Raw genomic sequence first — 16,711 nt, 5'->3', positions numbered from 1 at the left:
CAAAATTACCCCTCACATCAAAAAAGTTTGTTTAAGAGAAACGTCTAAAAATATGAGACTTTGTGATAGATGTCACATCCTTCTCGCACATCAGTTCAGTACAGGTGGAAGAGTAAGTTTTGGCTATCTGGATGGGCGATCGCTGCCTTCGTTCCGTCCAGGTCTTTTCTAAGTCTTTAATCCAAAAATTCTTAACCCCAAACTACGAGCAGATTCCGTTTTAGGACATTCTTCAACATAGTGATTAGTCATCTAGTTAGTGCAGAGCTCAGAGGTTAGCTTTGCTCAATATTTGGGATAACTAAGTGAAGGATTAGGACTCAACAAGTTTTGTCGGTTTCCAGATGCTCAAGTGCAAAGAGGTCTAAGTAGAAATGCTCAATGGCACTCAAAACCTGTTCAATTTTTCTGAACTTCCCTAACAGGGCAGCTTTACTTTTGATCCGGTTATGAACCAGACACAACAGACAGCAATTACTCAACCTATTCTTCAAGCTCTTCAGGGTTTACGAAAAACAGACGAGGCACTGCAAGCTACCGTCAATCAACTACATCTAGCTCTAAATGTTAGTTGTTGTCTGTTAGTTAGACCGGGTGCTGGACAAGTAATTATTAGTCAAGCCACCCCAAAAACCGATCTTTTTGCGGATACCCACTGCCTCCAATCTCATTTTCAGCTACAGCTAACTGAGGGAGATGCAGTAGTGTGCGATCGCCTCGACACCATCCTTTCCCCAGAAATTCAGCAATTTATTCAAACTAGTGAGATTGGTGCCACAGTTATAGTCCCGCTGGTCTGTCATCAATCTTATCTAGGAGAAATCAGCCTTTATCAGTGCAACCGTCCTCGTCAATGGACAGCAGCAGAATTAGATTTAGTGCAGCTAGCTGCAAAATACATGGCGATCGCCCTCTATCAAACAAAATTACACAAGCGTTTAGAACAAGCAGAGCAAACAGAAATAGCCCTGAGAGAAAGCGAAGAGCGTAAGCAAACAGAAATTGCGCTACGTCGGCGAGAGCAAGAATTTAGAGCTTTGGTTGAGCATTCCCCCGATGTGATTGCTCGCTTTGACCGAGACCTGCGACATCTTTACATTAATCCTGCTGTCACTCAAGCAACTGGCTTGTTGCCCGCTTGCTTGATTGGTCGTACAAACCGAGAAGTATGGGGATCTCAGAACACTATAGCGATGTGGGAGAGGTCCTTGAGGGACGTTTTCTCAACAGGGCAATCCAAAACTATTGAATTTGAGTTTTCTACACCAGTAGGTACAAAATATCACCAGTCTCGTCTAGTTCCAGAGTTTGATAGCCAAGGCAAGGTTGAGTTTGTCCTTACGGTTTGTCGCGACGTCAGCGCCCTAAAACAGGTAGAATCAGCCCTCCGCCAAAGTGAAGAACAGTTTCGTCAGCTCGCTGAGAATATCGGTGAAGTTTTCTGGATCACTAGCTCAAATCGCAGCCAACTCATCTATGTCAGTCCTGCTTACGAGATGATTTGGGGACGTAGCTGTGAAAGCCTTTACGCTAACTCGCAGACTTGGATAGAGTCTATCCACCCAGAAGATCGTGAGCACGTAGCAAACTTAGTTCAAGAGCAAGAACTACAGGACTGGGAAACAGAATATCGCGTGGTTCGCCCTGACCAGACTGTGCGTTGGATCCGCGATCGCGCCTTTCCCATTCGAGATGAATTAGGTGAAGTCTATCGCTTTGCTGGTATTGCAGAAGATATTACCTTAAGGAAGCAAGCAGAGCAGGAGTCTAAGTTACTCCAAACTATGACTCAAGCGATTCTTGAGTCAGAAGACTTTCACTCGGCGCTTCAGGTAGCGCTGCAAAAAGTTTGTGAAGCAACAACTTGGGCTATTGGAGAAGCATGGGTTCCCAATGCGGAAAAATCGGTCCTCGAATGTAGTCCTGTCTGGTACAGCAAAGTAGAAGGTTTGACTGAGTTTAGAACTATAAGTCGGGAGTTTGTTTTTCCACTTGGAGTTGGTCTCCCAGGTCGAGTTTGGGCAGCCAAGTACCCAGAGTGGTGCCGGGATGTTTCAACTGAAGCTAGCAACGTTTATCTGCGGGCTAAGCTCGCTTTGAATGCAGGACTCAAAGCTGCTCTAGGTATCCCGATTGTGGCAAACGATCGCGTGCTAGCAGTTCTAGTGTTTTACATGTTTGAAGCACGTGAAGAAGACCAACGACTCATTGAGTTAATTTCTGCTTCAGCAGAGTTGGGCTTATTCATTCAACGCAAACAGGCAGAAGGCGAAATTCGTAAATCGCTGCTCAAAGAAAGAGAACTGAATCGACTCAAATCTGACTTCATCTCGATGGTGTCCCACGAATTTCGTACACCTTTGAGCAGCATTGTTTTGTCAGCCGAGCTCCTAGAAACCTATGGGCAACGGTGTACCGAGGAAAAGAGGCAAATTTATTTTCGGCGAATTCAAAACTCTACTCAACGTATTACCCAGCTATTAGAAAATGTGTTGTTCCTGGGACAATCCGAATCGGGAAGACTAGAGTTTAATCCCCAATTGGTGAACTTAGGGCACTTTTGCCAAAATTTGGTAGAGGAGCTACAACCCGATGAGGGTAGCCAACACTCCATTGCCTACATAAGTCAGGGAAATGGGGAGCAGGTTTATATGGATGAAAAATTGCTTCAACATATTTTTGGTAATTTGCTCTGCAACGCAATCAAGTACTCGCCGAAGGGTGGAGTGATTCGATTTGAACTTTTAACTCAAGTAGAAGAAGCGGTTTTTAAGGTGCAGGATACAGGCATTGGTATTCCTCTAGTAGATCAACTTAAATTGTTCGAGCCCTTTCATCGAGCAACCAATGTTGAAAAAATTGGCGGCACTGGGTTAGGGCTATCTATTGTTAAACAGTGTGTAGACTTGCACCGTGGACAGATTGCGGTACAAAGTGAGGTAGGAGTGGGAACAACATTTACGGTTCGCCTTCCTTTGGGTCAATCAGTTGGAAGGTAAACAGGATAAAGATTATGGCCAAAATTTTGGTGATTGAAGACGGACTAGATGTCCGAGCCTGCATCATTGAGCTACTTGAAGTAGAGGGTTTTGAGGTAATTGCCGCAGAAACCAGCCCTGAGGGAATACGGCTTGCTCGGGAACTGTTACCAGATCTGATTCTGTGCGATGTCATGATGCCAGAGCTAGATGGCTATGAGGTGCTAACGGCTCTGCGACAGCAGCCCATAACAGAGACAGTACCGTTTGTTTTTCTCACAGCAAAGGCAACCAAGTCTGATTTGCGGTATGGTATGGAATTGGGTGCTGATGATTATTTAACTAAACCTTTTACTCGTTCGGAACTGTTGGGTGCGATCGCCACACGCTTGGCTAAACGAAAAGCCTTTTCTCATCGATATGCAACCGATTTAAGTCAAGCAACTGAGTCTCTCAACCAACTCGCTTACTATGACAGCCTAACGGGTTTGCCTAACCGACTGATGCTAAGTGAACGCTTTCATCAGGTATTAGCTGAAACTGATGGAGTTCATTTACCCATTCCAGTTTTATATCTAGATATCAGTCAGTTCCGCCGAGTCAATAGCACATTAGGATATGAACTAGGCGATTATCTGCTTAGGACGATGGCAGAACGTTTGCAAGCTTTTGTTGGCTCTAGGAACTTAGTTGTTCGTTTGGGAGATGACGAGTTTGCCATCGTTTTGGGGACAATGGGCTTGGAATTATCTCAAACCCAAGACATTCATTCAGCGATCGCCCGTGTTGCTCAAAACTTGTTATGGGCCATGAGCCAGCCTTTTACGGTACAGGAGCGAACAGTTTTCTTAACAGGTTGCTTAGGAATTGCGGTCTATCCCGAAGATGGGAATGATATCGATACCCTGATTCGCCATGCAGACATTGCCATGCACGAGGCTAAAAGCCAGGGCAGTAGTCAGTTCAAAGTTTATCGACCAATAACCAAAGTTACATCTGACCAACTTGCGATTGAAGCCGATTTGCGTTATGCGTTAAAACGTTCAGAGCTTCAAGTCTACTATCAGCCTCAGATTAATCTCAAGACAAAAATGATCACAGGTGCAGAGGCTTTGCTGCGCTGGAAACATCCTCAACGAGGAATGATCTCACCAGCCGAATTTATTCCCTTGGCTGAGGCTACAGGTCTGATTGTTCCAATCGGGGCATGGGTTCTACAAACAGCCTGCCAGCAAACGAAGTTGTGGCAGGCTGAGGGATTTGACAATCTCCAAATTGCTGTTAATTTGTCGGCACATCAGTTTGGGCAACCCAAATTGTGCGAGGCGATCGCCCGAACACTTCAGCGAACTGGGCTTGACCCTGCTCTGTTGGACTTGGAGTTGACTGAGAGTGCTTTAGTCCAGGATGTTGACTCCGCTATTGAAACCTTAAAACAATTGCGATCGCTAAGCATTAGAGTCTCTGTAGATGACTTTGGCACAGGCTATTCTTCCCTAAGTTATCTACAAAGATTTCCCTTTAATACTCTAAAAATCGATCGCACTTTTGTTAAAAGCATTAGCCAGGATGCCAAAAACGGTGCAATTACAACTGCAATCATTCAAATGGCACACCAACTTCAGCTACAGGTAATTGCAGAAGGCGTAGAAACCCCCGCAGAACTAGCATTTCTCAGCCAACATGATTGCGATCTAGCGCAAGGCTATTTGTTTAGTCCACCAGTGTCAGCAGAAGCATTCACCGAACTACTGCACCGTCAAACCCTAAGTTCGCAAATTTACTAATCCTTAGATGAATTAGCCGTTGACCACAGTACCGCCATTGGGATGAATCACCTGTCCAGTAATATAGGATGAGTCATCTGACGCTAGAAACACGTAACTTGGAGCAACTTCTTCTGGCTGCCCGGCTCGCTTCATCGGCACCTGCTGCCCAAAGCTTTCTACTTTATCTTCAGGGAAAGTCGCAGGGATCAGAGGTGTCCAAATCGGACCAGGAGCAACTGCATTCACTCGGATTTTTTTCTCGACTAATGCTTGAGACAAAGAGCGAGTAAACGCAACAATGGCACCTTTTGTAGAAGAATAGTCCAGCAGTTCAGGGCTTCCCTTATATGCGGTGACAGAAGTTGTGTTAACGATCGCACTGCCTTCTTTTAGGTGAGGCAGAGCAGCTTTGGTGAGATAAAACATTGAGAAGATGTTAGTCCGAAAAGTTCGCTCTAGTTGCTCTGCACTAATCTTTTCAATGCTATCTTGCGGATGCTGTTCGGCAGCGTTGTTGATCAGGATATCGATTTGTCCAAATTCGTCGACAGTTTGCTGAATTAACTGCTGACAAAACTGCTCGTCTCCAATGTCGCCCGCCATTGAGACACACTGAGCACCTTCCTGCTCAACTTGCTGTTTTGTTTTCTCAGCATCCTCGTGTTCATTTAGGTAGGCAATCGCGACTTTTGCTCCTTCTTTAGCAAAAGCAAGTGCAACAGCACGCCCAATCCCGCTATCACCACCCGTAATCAAAGCAACTTTATCTTTGAGTTTATTGCTGCCTTGATAGCTTGGATCTTGAGCTTGAGGTTTAGGATTCATTGCCTCCTCGCTTCCAGGTTGCTGCTCCTGATGCTGAGGGGGTTGCTGCGCTTTTTCCTTAGTTTTCTGCTTCTGAGGCATTGTTTTATATCCTAACTATTGGGAACTAAACTGCAATTTATTCAAACATTCACTTTGGCATGCACACCAATTAAGAGTTCCAGTAGTGCAAATTAAACTCACTACTGAAACTCTAAGTAATTCAGGACTACTTGTCTTTACTTACCACCAGACACGGTTACCATCTTCATCGACACGAGCTTGACGAATGACATCTGAAATCTCTTCTGCATCTTTTACATGATGTAGAGCTTTCTTTTCGCCATCCGGTTCATCTACGATGAAATAAGTTGGAACGGTGATGTGATCACCTGTAATATCTGCAGTATCTACAGCGACCTGTTGTGCTTTTTCTTCAATGGTTTGAGGTTCATCGGAAATGCGATCGCCAGGGTTAGCTGTCAGGTGCTTTCCACCCTTACGCATCTCTTCCTTAATCGCTTTTTTCTGCTCTGGTTTAACGTCTTCTGGTTGTGTTGGTTGTTTAATTTGATTGTTGTTTTGCTTATCCATAACAGAAGCTTTAATGAGTTGATATGGTTGTCTTTTCTATCATAATGCTAGGAAAACAGAGACAATCATACCTCCTTCAAATGGAGTAGCTTAAACTGTTTCAGCCCCTTGACTAGTATTCAAGAAGTGGGAAATTGAACCGTAAACTGAGCCCATCCTGCTTCACTCGTGACCTCGATATTGCCGTCGAGTCGTTCAACAATTTTTTTAACTAACGTTAACCCTAAACCACTGCCGCCTTGTTGCCAGCGATCGGCATTTGGCACTCGGTAAAACTTGTCAAACAGACGTGGCAGCGCAATATCAGGAATATCAGCTTCGTTGCTGATGACTAGCATAATTAAACTAGAGTTGAGCGTCGCTGAAGCTTGTGGCGCACGATAAACTTCTAGAGCAATTTTTCCAGAAGGAGCCGTGTACTTGCAGGCGTTGTTGAGTAATTCAGCTAACATACGCTTTAAGTTGGCAGAATCTACTGTGACCGTAGGCAAGTAAGGCGGCACATTAATTTGCAGCGTCTGCTGACGAGCCTGAGTACGAACTTGAAAAGGTTCTGCAACGGCTGGAACCCAGTCTTGCAATTTTATTGTTTCAACGTTAGCAGGGTGCGAATCAGTTTCCAAGCGCTGCAAATCCAATAAGTCATCAATTAGTTCCAGTTCACGGTTAGACTCTGCTTGCAAAACTTCCAGATAGCGCTGTAGCCGCTCCTTAGTGGGAGCTTTCTTCAGCATTTGAATTGCCATCAGAATGTTGGTGGCTGGGTTACGTAACTCGTGGGATGCAGTATTGAGGAAGTCGTCTTTCTCTAAATTACTTTGGTTCAACGTTGCAATCTTTTGCTGTAGTTGCACGATTAAATTTTGTTTGGTAAGCCGAGTGGCGATCGCATCTAATAAGTCAGTTCGCTTAAAGGGCTTAACAATGTAATCATCGGCTCCTAACTTCATCCCCTGCCGGAAATCTTCAACCGTGTTCCTAGCGGTTAGAAAAATAAAAGGAATTAAAGCTGTAGCCGGTTCTTGACGAAGCTGGGATAGGACGCCATGCCCATCCAACTCAGGCATCATTACGTCACAAACGATTAAGTCGGGTAGTAGCTCCTTTGCCATCTGAAGACCAGCCAACCCATTTTCAGCACTGGTAATCTGGAAGCCCTCAAGTTCGAGCAGTTCAGAAATTTCCTCCCTAAGTGATACTTCATCTTCGATTACAAGAATTGTAGTCATCGCCCGTGTCTAATTTTCCCTAAAGAAATGACCCCTGATCATAGAGTTCCCTACTCCAATCAACTTAAAACGCTAGGACAAACGGGACCCACCAGATGAACAGACCTCTTAAACATAAAGAGCCTCCATACCTTCAGGTATGGAGGCTCTTTATGTTTACTTACTCAGCCCAATCTAGTCGTATATGACTGTTATACCAATTTCAAAAATTAGGGCTACAGATGGAAGGGTACCTTTCCATCTGTAGCCTCTTTTTAGAGAAACATTATTACTTATACGATTGAGCTAACCACAAAACTAGCATTGGTAAGAGTTGGTACAGTTCCAAGTGCTTTATCAAGGGTGGCAACTAGCCCACCATTCTCGCCAAGACCATTCACAGATCCTAGTGCATTCGTACCATTCGCATCATAGAACAGCTTGCCGCTCTCAGTGCTATAGATGAGGCGAGTTGCTCCAACCAACAAATTAGATAAAACACCAGAAGCACCTTGCAACGCTGATGCATCACTATCAACTACTACTAACCGCTCTGCACTTAAGACTGAACCAACTACCTGATCAACCAACCCAAAGGCAGTTTGCCCCAGAGCAATAATGTCTTCTCCTGCGTTGAAATCCGTGATGATATCGTTGCTCGTATCCAAGAGCGCAAAGGTGTCAATTCCAGCGCCACCCGTAAGCGTATCAATGCCTAAACCACCAATTAACTTGTCAGCGCCAGCACCGCCAACAAGAGAGTCAGCACCAGCACCGCCAGTCAAAATATTGTCAGCGGCATTGCCAATAAGCGTGTTTGCTAAATCATTTCCTGCACCATTGACTGCTCCAGTAAGCAACTCCAGGTTTTCTACCTGCTCGGTCAGGGTGTAGTCAGTGAGAGTAGAGCGAATTACGTCAATACCTTCATTCACTAACTCCACTACAAGGTCTCCAGCATTATCGATTAAATAGGTATCGCTGCCGAGTCCACCAATTAGTTTATCTGCTCCTGCTGCACCATCTAGAACATTGTCAGCGGCGTTTCCAGTAATCGTGTTTACTAGGTCATTGCCCGTACCTTTGATAGCGTTACCAACTAGAAGCAGGTTTTCCACCTGAGCGGTGAGAGTGTAATCAGCGAGGCTAGACTTAACCAGATCAACCCCTTCTCCTACGGCTTCAACGACTAAATCTCCTGCATCACTGACGATATAGAGGTCGTCACCAAGTCCACCAATCAGTTTATCTGCTCCTGCTGCACCGTCCAAAACGTTGTTGCCAACGTTGCCAATGATAGTGTTAGCTGAGTCGTTTCCGATGCCGTTGGAGTTTTTGGTACCCGTGAATTCCAGATACTCGATGTTATCAGCTAATTTGTAATCAGCTAAAGCTGTTCTAACCCGATCAATACCACCATTGGCAAGTTCAATTGTGGCATCTGCGACGTTGTCAACCAGGTAAGTGTCATCGCCCATTCCACCCGTTAAAGTATCTGCACCTACGCCACCATTCAACACGTTATGACCGCTGTTGCCGGTGATGGTGTTGGCGAGGCTGTTTCCTCTCCCATCCAGGTTTTGAGTACCTGTCAAAACTAGATTTTCTACATGATTGCCCAAACCATAGCTGATCGAGGAGCGAACGTTATCAATCCCTTGATTGCCTCCCTCTACGACTTTGTCTTTGAGGTTATCGACAACGTAAGTATCGTTGCCTACTCCTCCAATCATTACATCTTGACCTGCTCCACCATCAAGAAGGTCATTACCAGCACCACCTCTTAAACGATCTTTTCCTGCTAAACCGCTGAGCAGGTTATTGCCTGCATTACCAGTGAGATAGTTATTCAGTGAATTGCCTATTCCTCTGATTGCCTTGTTGCCTTTTAGAGTGAGATGTTCAACGTGCTTACCCAGCCTGTAACTGGCAGATGACTGAACTATGTCAGTTCCTTGATTTGCCAATTCAATGGAGCGATCGCCACTATTATCCACGACATAAGTGTCGTTGCCCAAGCCACCGAGGAGAGCATCTTTACCTGTGCCACCATCAAGGACATCATTTCCCTTTTGCCCCATTAAGCGATCGTTACCGCTGAATCCGCGAAGGTTGTCTTTGCCTTCAGTGCCTTTGAGAGAGTTCTTCTTAGAGTTACCTTTGATGCGAGCCATAGGAATTAACCAGGAATTAGAAACTTCGTATTTAAGGTAATAAAGTCACCCCCCTCCTAATAACCAGAAAAATACTTGAGTTTCTGTTTGCTCTTCTAGATCAGGAAGCTTTACTTACGCAATTAGAGTATAAATTTATACTAGCTAAGTGCGTACTGAGATTTTGCTTGGGGAGTAACAGGAAATTCCGCAATACTCAAAGATTTCAGCCAAGCGATGGAGTGATGAACTGAAACACAAAAGCTATTCTGAACAGTGCTTTATATTTCTTGACGTTCTTGAAAGGCAGTTTTTGAGTGCCTTTTGAGCGTGCTTTCGGCTTTAAGGATGAAGTGATGATTGTGAATTTGGAGCAGGACGGATGGCAAGTGATTTATCACCGTGCCCATGCATTGCTGGCAGCACAGCTAGCAGGGCAGTGGCGACGAAAAGATGCACCTCCTCGTCTGTATGAAACTGTGGCAGCAATTTCTCACCACGATGACTTGGAGCGTGAATGGGAGGGAAATGAACTAACTAGAGCAGGCACACCGTTGGACTTTACCCTTGAGCAGGGAACTTCGGTTGAGCAGTTGTCTGAGCAGATCGAAAGTTCGCGCTATCGAGGGCGGTGGGTTACTCTGATGACTTCTATGCACATCAGCCGGCTGACAGAGCCGAGCCGTGGAACATCAAAAGAACTAGACAAGTTCTTAGATGAACAACTTGAGCTTCAGCAGCAGTATCAAAAGGAGTTGGAAATTCCTAAGGAGGATGTGGATGCGGCTTACGCCTTTATGCAATGGTGCGATCGCCTCTCGCTCATCCTCTGCCAGCAAAAGCTTCCTGAAGATGAGCGGGCATTGGAAGTGAGTAAAGGTCCAGATGGAAAGCGGTATGACGTGATTCAGTTTCGTGATAACCGCGTCACGATTAGACCTTGGCCCTTTGAGGATGGGGAGTTTACTGTGAATGTAGAAACCTGTAAGTTGTCACAGGTGAAGTTTGACAGTAATACAGAGTTGAGGCAGGCACTTCAACAGGCACCGATTGAGGTATTGGAGTGGACGTTCGAGAAGCGCTAGCTCGCTTGTTTCCATATAATCAGGAAACTAAACTCACGATAGATGAAGGGGGCACGGATTTGCCTCCAAAATTGCTCATGTAACTGCAACGTTTCATTCTAGCTAGCATGTAGAGACCGATTATGATTAACACTTTTACCCGCAGTCCCTTTAAAGCCCTGATGGGTTGGGTTGTGGCTGCCTTTCTAGTGGTTGTTGCTGTGGGCTGCGCGCCTAATGCACCTGAAGCTCAAGAGGGTGGTGGACTAGGTGAGGAAATTGAGGAAGAAGCGGAGGAGGGAGAAGTTGAAGAGGGAGAAGCTGAAGAGGGGGAAACTGGGGAAGGAGGAGAAGGGGATTAGTAGAAACTGAACAGGGCGATCGCTTCTCTATTACTAAGTATCAAATGGTTTTCCTATCTATGACACAATAGGAAAACCAGTTAAGAAAGGGTTATGGATACAGCAAAAAAACACCGCAAAAATGTCTGGCTCAACGAGCTTGACGACATTATTCGCGGCGCTTGCGGTGGTTTTCTGTTTGGTATTCCACTGCTCTATACAATGGAAGTTTGGTGGATTGGCTCGGTTGTTGAGCCACCCCTGATGCTACTGGCGATCGCAATTACCTACATCGTTATATTTCTACTTAATCGCACTGCAGGATTTCGTAAAATTGAGAAAATTCGGGCGATCGATGCAGCTAGAAACAGTGTTGAAGCCATTTCTATTGGCATCGTTTGTGCAACGGTAATGCTGACTTTACTCCGTGAAATCAATTCTGATGTCTCTCTAGATGAAATGTTAGGCAAAGTGCTATTCGAGAGTTTGCCATTCACACTAGGGGTGGCGCTAGCAAATCAATTTCTAAGGGGAGATCGAGGTGGTAATGAGGGGCAACGCTCCTATAAAAGCGAAATCAACGCCACCTTTAGCGACATTGGAGCGACCTTAATCGGTGCTGCTGTGATTGCTTTGAATATTGCTCCCACTGATGAAGTTGTAATGTTAGCCAGTGCCGTCTCAGGAGGAAGGCTGCTTGCTATCATCGCGGCTTCGTTGATCATTTCTTATGGCATTGTGTTTCAGTCGGGTTTTGCTGATCAGCAAAAACGGATGCAGCAACAGGGTGTCTTCCAGCGCCCAATGAGTGAAACGCTTGCTTGCTATTTAGTTTCATTGGCAGCAGCAGCATTTATGCTGTGGTTCTTCCACCAACTGAGCTTTGGCGACCCCTGGACAATGTGGTTACAATACACACTCATCCTAGGATTGCCTGCAACAGTTGGGGGTGCAGCGGGAAGGTTAGCAGTATGACCCGAACCCCAGCCCATTCTCCTGACCAACAACCCTCTGAAGCTTCGCCACAGAAACGTCCGCGATCGCTTGCAGAACAGACCACGTTTGGCATTGCTGGTTTGATTTTAGCCATGATTGTGGGACTCGTGCTGTATATCTGGTTTGATGAACAAAAGCAGCAGCCTCCTGACATTACAGTTTCTAGGCAGGGTGCGGTGCGAGAAGCTTCGGGACAATTCTACGTGCCGTTTGAAATTGAGAATGTTGGCGGGGGAACAGCTGAATCAGTGCAAGTGATTGCTGAACTTCGCATTGATGGCGAAGTTGAAGAATCGGGTGAACAACAAATCGATTTTCTTTCTGGTGGTGAAACTGAGGAAGGAGCTTTTGTCTTTAGCCGCAATCCTGAGGAGGGAGAGCTAGTGCTACGGGTGGCGAGCTATAAGCTCCCCTAAAATGCATTAGGGGTAAGGAATTTGCTATTCCTCTGGTGTTTGTTCGCCTGGAGAACTGTAGCCTCGCTCAAAGGCAAAGCGAATGAGTTGGGAACGGTTTTCCAGGTGGAGTTTACTAAGAATGTTGCTGAGGTGCGTCTGTACGGTGCGAGGGCTAACAAATAGGCGATCGCCAATCTGCTTATTGGTAAAGCCCTGAATCACTTCCCAAAACACCTTTTCCTCGGCTGGTGTTAGTGGCAGGGGAGAAGGTGTTGCGACACTGGGCTGCTCAGCAGTATTATTTTCGGACTGCTGCATCAACCGCACGATTTCTGAATGAATTCGACGCGATCGCTCTAACTGAGCTTCGATTTTGGCAACTAACTCTCGCGGCTCAAAGGGCTTTGCCAGATAGTCATCTGCCCCCATCTTGTGCCCCTGAATGCGATCGTCAATATCTTTACGGCTCGACAGGAAAATGAACGGCACCAACTGCCCAAAGCGAGTATTTCGCAAGCGGCGGCAAAACTCTAACCCGTCCATCTCTGGCATCATGACATCAGAAACGACCAAATCAGGCGGATTTTGCTCAAACAGCTCCATCGCCTCAACGCCAGAGCTAGCATTTTGAACCGAATATCCCCGATTCTCCAGATAGCGGATCAAGGCAGTTTTTAAGGTGATATCGTCATCAACAATCAGAATTTTCTTCATGCAGATTTACACAGCCGTCACAGCACAGAGCGATAGAACTAGCCTTACTCTTTTTTATCTTAGGATCACGAATCGTAAAACTTCTCTTTCTAGTCTTTCTTAAACAGCAACGCGGCAATATTCACCTTAGTCAAAGATCTGAATTCTAATTCAAACCACTGATTCTGAGCAAAAGTACCCTTTTAGCTTTACAGCTTTGGTGATACAGCAAAAAGGCAGACGAAAAAATCAAGTCTAACACCGTTGTGGGGCAGGAAGTTTGCTAATCTGCCAGGGAAGCTACAGAATCGCTAGCAAGCAGGAGTTGCTGCAACCATGTACGAAAAAATTGTTCCTCCCAATGTTGGATCGCGAATTACCTTTGAGAATGGCGAACCCATTGTTCCAGACAACCCGATCATCCCTTTTATTCGAGGAGATGGCACGGGAGTAGATATTTGGCCTGCTGCTCAACGAGTTTTTGATGCTGCTGTCAAACAAGCTTATGGCGACCAGCGACAGATTGTCTGGTTCAAGGTTTATGCTGGGGACGAAGCCTGTGAGGTTTACGGGACTTATCAGTACTTGCCAGAAGATACGCTAACTGCCATCCGGGAGTATGGCGTGGCAATCAAGGGGCCCTTGACCACTCCAATTGGCGGCGGAATTCGATCGCTCAATGTGGCCCTACGGCAGATTCATGACCTCTACGCCTGTGTCCGTCCATGCACATACTATGCAGGTACGCCTTCCCCTCATAAGACCCCCGAAAAGCTAGATGTAATTGTTTATCGGGAAAACACAGAAGATATTTATCTGGGGATCGAATGGCGGCAGGGTAGCGAGGTGGGCGATCGCCTGATCAAGCTACTCAACGAAGACCTGATCCCGGCTACACCTGAGCATGGCAAGAAGAAAATTCCCCTCGATTCGGGAATTGGCATTAAGCCCATCAGCAAAACGGGTTCTCAGCGATTAGTGCGCCGTGCCATGAAACACGCCCTTCGGTTGCCCAAGTCCAAGCAGACGGTGACTTTGGTGCATAAAGGCAACATCATGAAATACACCGAGGGGGCGTTTCGAGACTGGGGCTATGAGTTGGTCACAACTGAGTTTCGGAATGAGTGCGTGACTGAGCGAGAATCCTGGATTTTAGGTAACAAGGAGCGCAACCCGGATCTGAGCGTGGAGGATAATGCCCGTCAAATTGAACCAGGCTACGATGCTCTGACGGCTGAGAAAAAAGCAGATGTTTGCAAAGAGGTACAGGCAGTACTGGATGCTATCTGGGAAACCCACGGCAGCGGGCAGTGGAAAGACAAGATCATGGTGAATGACCGAATTGCTGACAGCATTTTTCAGCAAATTCAGACTCGCCCTGATGAATATTCGATTTTGGCGACCATGAACCTGAACGGAGACTATCTGTCGGATGCAGCAGCGGCGATCGTTGGTGGGTTAGGAATGGGACCAGGAGCAAATATCGGCGACAACTGCGCGATTTTTGAGGCGACCCACGGCACGGCTCCTAAACACGCTGGATTAGACCGAATTAATCCGGGTTCCGTCATTTTGTCGGGAGTGATGATGCTGGAATATATGGGTTGGCAGGAAGCGGCCGACCTGATCAAGCAAGGAATTGGAGCAGCAATTTCGCACCGTGAAGTGACCTATGACCTAGCACGACTGATGGAACCTCCGGTAGACCCACCGCTGAAGTGTTCAGAATTCGCAGAGGCGATCGTTAAGCACTTTGGTGGCAACTAGCATCTTCTACCCTCTTCGGGAGAAACACAGTTCATTGCATCTCTGGAGAAAATCGCCTTCTAGTAGGGGACATGGGTTTAGCCTGTAACCTCTTGTCAATGTCGTCCGCAGGTAGAGCCTGGAGATGTTTCATAGTGAGGCTCTGCTTCTTGGGACTCCCACAAGACGGAGCCTCATTTATAGACCTGGTTGACTGACAAAACTTCCAAAACTATGGGTTAGCTCGTAGGTTGGGTGAAACAACGTGCAATCCAACATCCACCTGGATTCTGTTGGGTTACGCATTCGCTTTACCCAACCTACATCAGAAGATTTGTCAGTCAACCAGTTTATAGGCACTACAAGGCAAAGCCTTAGAACGAGAAAACGGGAAAAAATTGTTTTTTGGGAGTGTTTACGGATTGGGTTTCAGTTGAGAGAACAAGCAATCCCAGTCACGGGAAGCGCAATTGTTTTCGGCTTCTGTAACCAGAAAGGTAGTGTTACGAGCTTGAGAGTGGGAAAGCGATTGGACGCAAACGGCTGCGACATCTTCACGGCTAATTTTGTTTTGCTGGTCAAGGTTTTCTGGGAGACTGTCTGACGTAAAGAGGAGCGATCGCCCCCCTGCTTCATCCGTTAATGAGGACGGTTTTACAATCGTGTAAGCGACTTCACTTTGACGTAATCTTGATTCTGCTTCTGCATCAGAAGCGCCCACAGGACTGACAAGAATAAACTGCGGCAACTCAGAGATTTTGTAGGTTTTGATAAATTTCACTTGAAGCTGAAACGGTCCAGGTGAGAAGTGAGGATTGAGCGCGCCATCATACTCAAACTTGCTGAGCATTAGCTGAAAGGCATAGGTTCGGCTGGAATCAAACGATTGAGCGTCTTTTACCGTCTTAGCTCGAAATACCGGGATCAGCGCTGAAAAAGGAACCCGAATCAGCATTTGGGTATCTGGGATCGTGTCAAACGAATAGCTGTAGGCAAGGCTGTCCCAGCCCGATTCGCTCCGCAGCAATAGCTTGTAGCGATTGCCATCCCCTTTCACGCACAGCTCAACTCCTTCTGCTTGAGACAGGTCGAGCGGCGGCTCAAAGTTGCGCGTACGAACGGAGACAAAACCGCCAGAGTTTGCAGTTGAGACGGTTCCAGAAAATACGGCACCGTCAGTATCTAAACGAATGCTGCTTTGACTCGCACCGCCCATGACAACATCATCCAGCGCACCCCAAACTTCCTTAAGGTCACTGGTGGGGTTAGTGAAATCGAAAACAAGCTGACCCGGCCGATTTAGACTATCTGCGGCTGCATCAATCAGGCGAGGCAAAGAGTACTCTGGTCCATTCACACAGATAATTGCGCTCACGCCTTTCAGAACATCGGAAATTGCTTCAGGGCTGGCAAGATCTGCTTGCACAGGTTCTATTTGATTTTGGGATGGAGTTGGGACTTCCTCAGTCGGCGTGAACAGCGATCGCACCCGGTAGCCCTGATCGACCAACTGCTGCACCACCTGCTGCCCCAGCGCTGCGGCTGCACCCACGACCAGAATGTTGCCTAATTTGGGATCAGTTAAGAAACTGGTAGCGTTTTTTGCAGAAGTGCCGTAGGAGATAGCAGAGCGATCGACCTTTGGGTCAGGACGACTGCCTAGCCACTGCTGGAACCAATCGACACTGCTTAGGAAGGGGATCGCTCCAAAGTAGGACAGCGTTTTAACAAAGCGTCCCAAATCCCAGCTAGAAGAATTTTGCTGACTCATACGGTCACCTACTGTCACCCGTTTTGCTGTTTTTATCTTAGAAAACTTGCGATCGCCTTCCCTCTAGCGTGGGTGGTGCATCCGTAAGATCCCATCTGTGATTTAGCTAGCAGCTTACCCTTAAGAATTATGTAAAGATACGTGTAGATCACGACCGTCAGGCAAAAATACTTGGCAATTGGCGGTTATTCCTTGA

Annotated in this window: 13 protein-coding genes; 7 read left to right on the top strand and 6 right to left on the bottom strand. The window is 46.4% G+C overall.

Annotation, left to right across the window (positions count from 1 at the left end; all coding sequences use genetic code 11):
* Window positions 1–449: 449 nt before the first annotated feature.
* Window positions 450–2,999, top strand: coding sequence for a PAS domain S-box protein (locus tag H6G00_RS18335; RefSeq protein ID WP_190797854.1), 2,550 nt, complete (start codon window positions 450–452; stop codon window positions 2,997–2,999).
* A 14-nt stretch (window positions 3,000–3,013) separates the two neighbouring features.
* Window positions 3,014–4,765: a GGDEF domain-containing response regulator gene (locus H6G00_RS18330; RefSeq protein WP_190797853.1), complete on the top strand. Its 1,752-nt coding sequence runs from the start codon at window positions 3,014–3,016 to the stop codon at window positions 4,763–4,765.
* Between the two features lie 12 nt (window positions 4,766–4,777).
* On the opposite strand, the gene H6G00_RS18325 is transcribed toward H6G00_RS18330, so the two are convergent.
* The 4 genes from H6G00_RS18325 to H6G00_RS36155 form a co-directional block, all read right to left on the bottom strand.
* Window positions 4,778–5,653: an SDR family oxidoreductase gene (locus tag H6G00_RS18325; protein ID WP_190688513.1), complete on the bottom strand. Its 876-nt coding sequence runs from the start codon at window positions 5,651–5,653 to the stop codon at window positions 4,778–4,780.
* A 141-nt stretch (window positions 5,654–5,794) separates the two neighbouring features.
* Window positions 5,795–6,145, bottom strand: coding sequence for a hypothetical protein (locus H6G00_RS18320; protein ID WP_190797852.1), 351 nt, complete (start codon window positions 6,143–6,145; stop codon window positions 5,795–5,797).
* 119 nt (window positions 6,146–6,264) lie between these two features.
* Window positions 6,265–7,374, bottom strand: a complete 1,110-nt coding sequence (locus H6G00_RS18315) for a response regulator (RefSeq protein WP_190797851.1) — start codon at window positions 7,372–7,374, stop codon at window positions 6,265–6,267.
* A gap of 272 nt (window positions 7,375–7,646) precedes the next feature.
* Entirely contained in the window at window positions 7,647–9,527 is a 1,881-nt protein-coding gene (locus H6G00_RS36155; RefSeq protein ID WP_190797850.1) for a calcium-binding protein, read from the bottom strand.
* A 335-nt stretch (window positions 9,528–9,862) separates the two neighbouring features.
* Here H6G00_RS36155 and H6G00_RS18305 point away from each other — a divergent pair, with 335 nt between their 5' ends.
* The 4 genes from H6G00_RS18305 (at window position 9,863) to H6G00_RS18290 (ending at window position 12,323) form a co-directional block, all read left to right on the top strand.
* Entirely contained in the window at window positions 9,863–10,591 is a 729-nt protein-coding gene (locus H6G00_RS18305) for a DUF3891 family protein (protein ID WP_190643385.1), read from the top strand.
* A gap of 122 nt (window positions 10,592–10,713) precedes the next feature.
* Complete coding sequence (locus tag H6G00_RS18300) at window positions 10,714–10,932, top strand: hypothetical protein (protein WP_190797849.1); 219 nt, start codon at window positions 10,714–10,716, stop codon at window positions 10,930–10,932.
* Between the two features lie 93 nt (window positions 10,933–11,025).
* Window positions 11,026–11,886, top strand: coding sequence for a TIGR02587 family membrane protein (locus H6G00_RS18295; RefSeq protein WP_190688501.1), 861 nt, complete (start codon window positions 11,026–11,028; stop codon window positions 11,884–11,886).
* Window positions 11,883–12,323 (top strand): TIGR02588 family protein, encoded by a 441-nt coding sequence (locus H6G00_RS18290; RefSeq protein WP_190797848.1) that lies wholly within the window; start codon window positions 11,883–11,885, stop codon window positions 12,321–12,323. The genes H6G00_RS18295 and H6G00_RS18290 overlap by 4 nt, the downstream gene beginning before the upstream one ends.
* Before the next feature lie 24 nt (window positions 12,324–12,347).
* Here the strand turns inward: H6G00_RS18290 and H6G00_RS18285 are convergent, their stop codons facing one another.
* Window positions 12,348–13,019: a response regulator transcription factor gene (locus tag H6G00_RS18285; RefSeq protein WP_190643298.1), complete on the bottom strand. Its 672-nt coding sequence runs from the start codon at window positions 13,017–13,019 to the stop codon at window positions 12,348–12,350.
* A 315-nt stretch (window positions 13,020–13,334) separates the two neighbouring features.
* Here H6G00_RS18285 and H6G00_RS18280 point away from each other — a divergent pair, with 315 nt between their 5' ends.
* Complete coding sequence (locus H6G00_RS18280) at window positions 13,335–14,765, top strand: NADP-dependent isocitrate dehydrogenase (RefSeq protein WP_190797847.1); 1,431 nt, start codon at window positions 13,335–13,337, stop codon at window positions 14,763–14,765.
* Window positions 14,766–15,159: 394 nt separating this feature from the next.
* Here the strand turns inward: H6G00_RS18280 and H6G00_RS18275 are convergent, their stop codons facing one another.
* The gene (locus H6G00_RS18275; protein WP_190797846.1) at window positions 15,160–16,515 is read right to left on the bottom strand and encodes a CIA30 family protein; all 1,356 of its coding nucleotides are present in this window, start codon (window positions 16,513–16,515) and stop codon (window positions 15,160–15,162) included.
* Window positions 16,516–16,711: the final 196 nt, after the last annotated feature.

The organism is Leptolyngbya sp. FACHB-541, assembly GCF_014695875.1.
Lineage (GTDB): Bacteria > Cyanobacteriota > Cyanobacteriia > Elainellales > Elainellaceae > JAAUTN01.
This window is presented reverse-complemented; position numbering and strand designations above follow the sequence as displayed.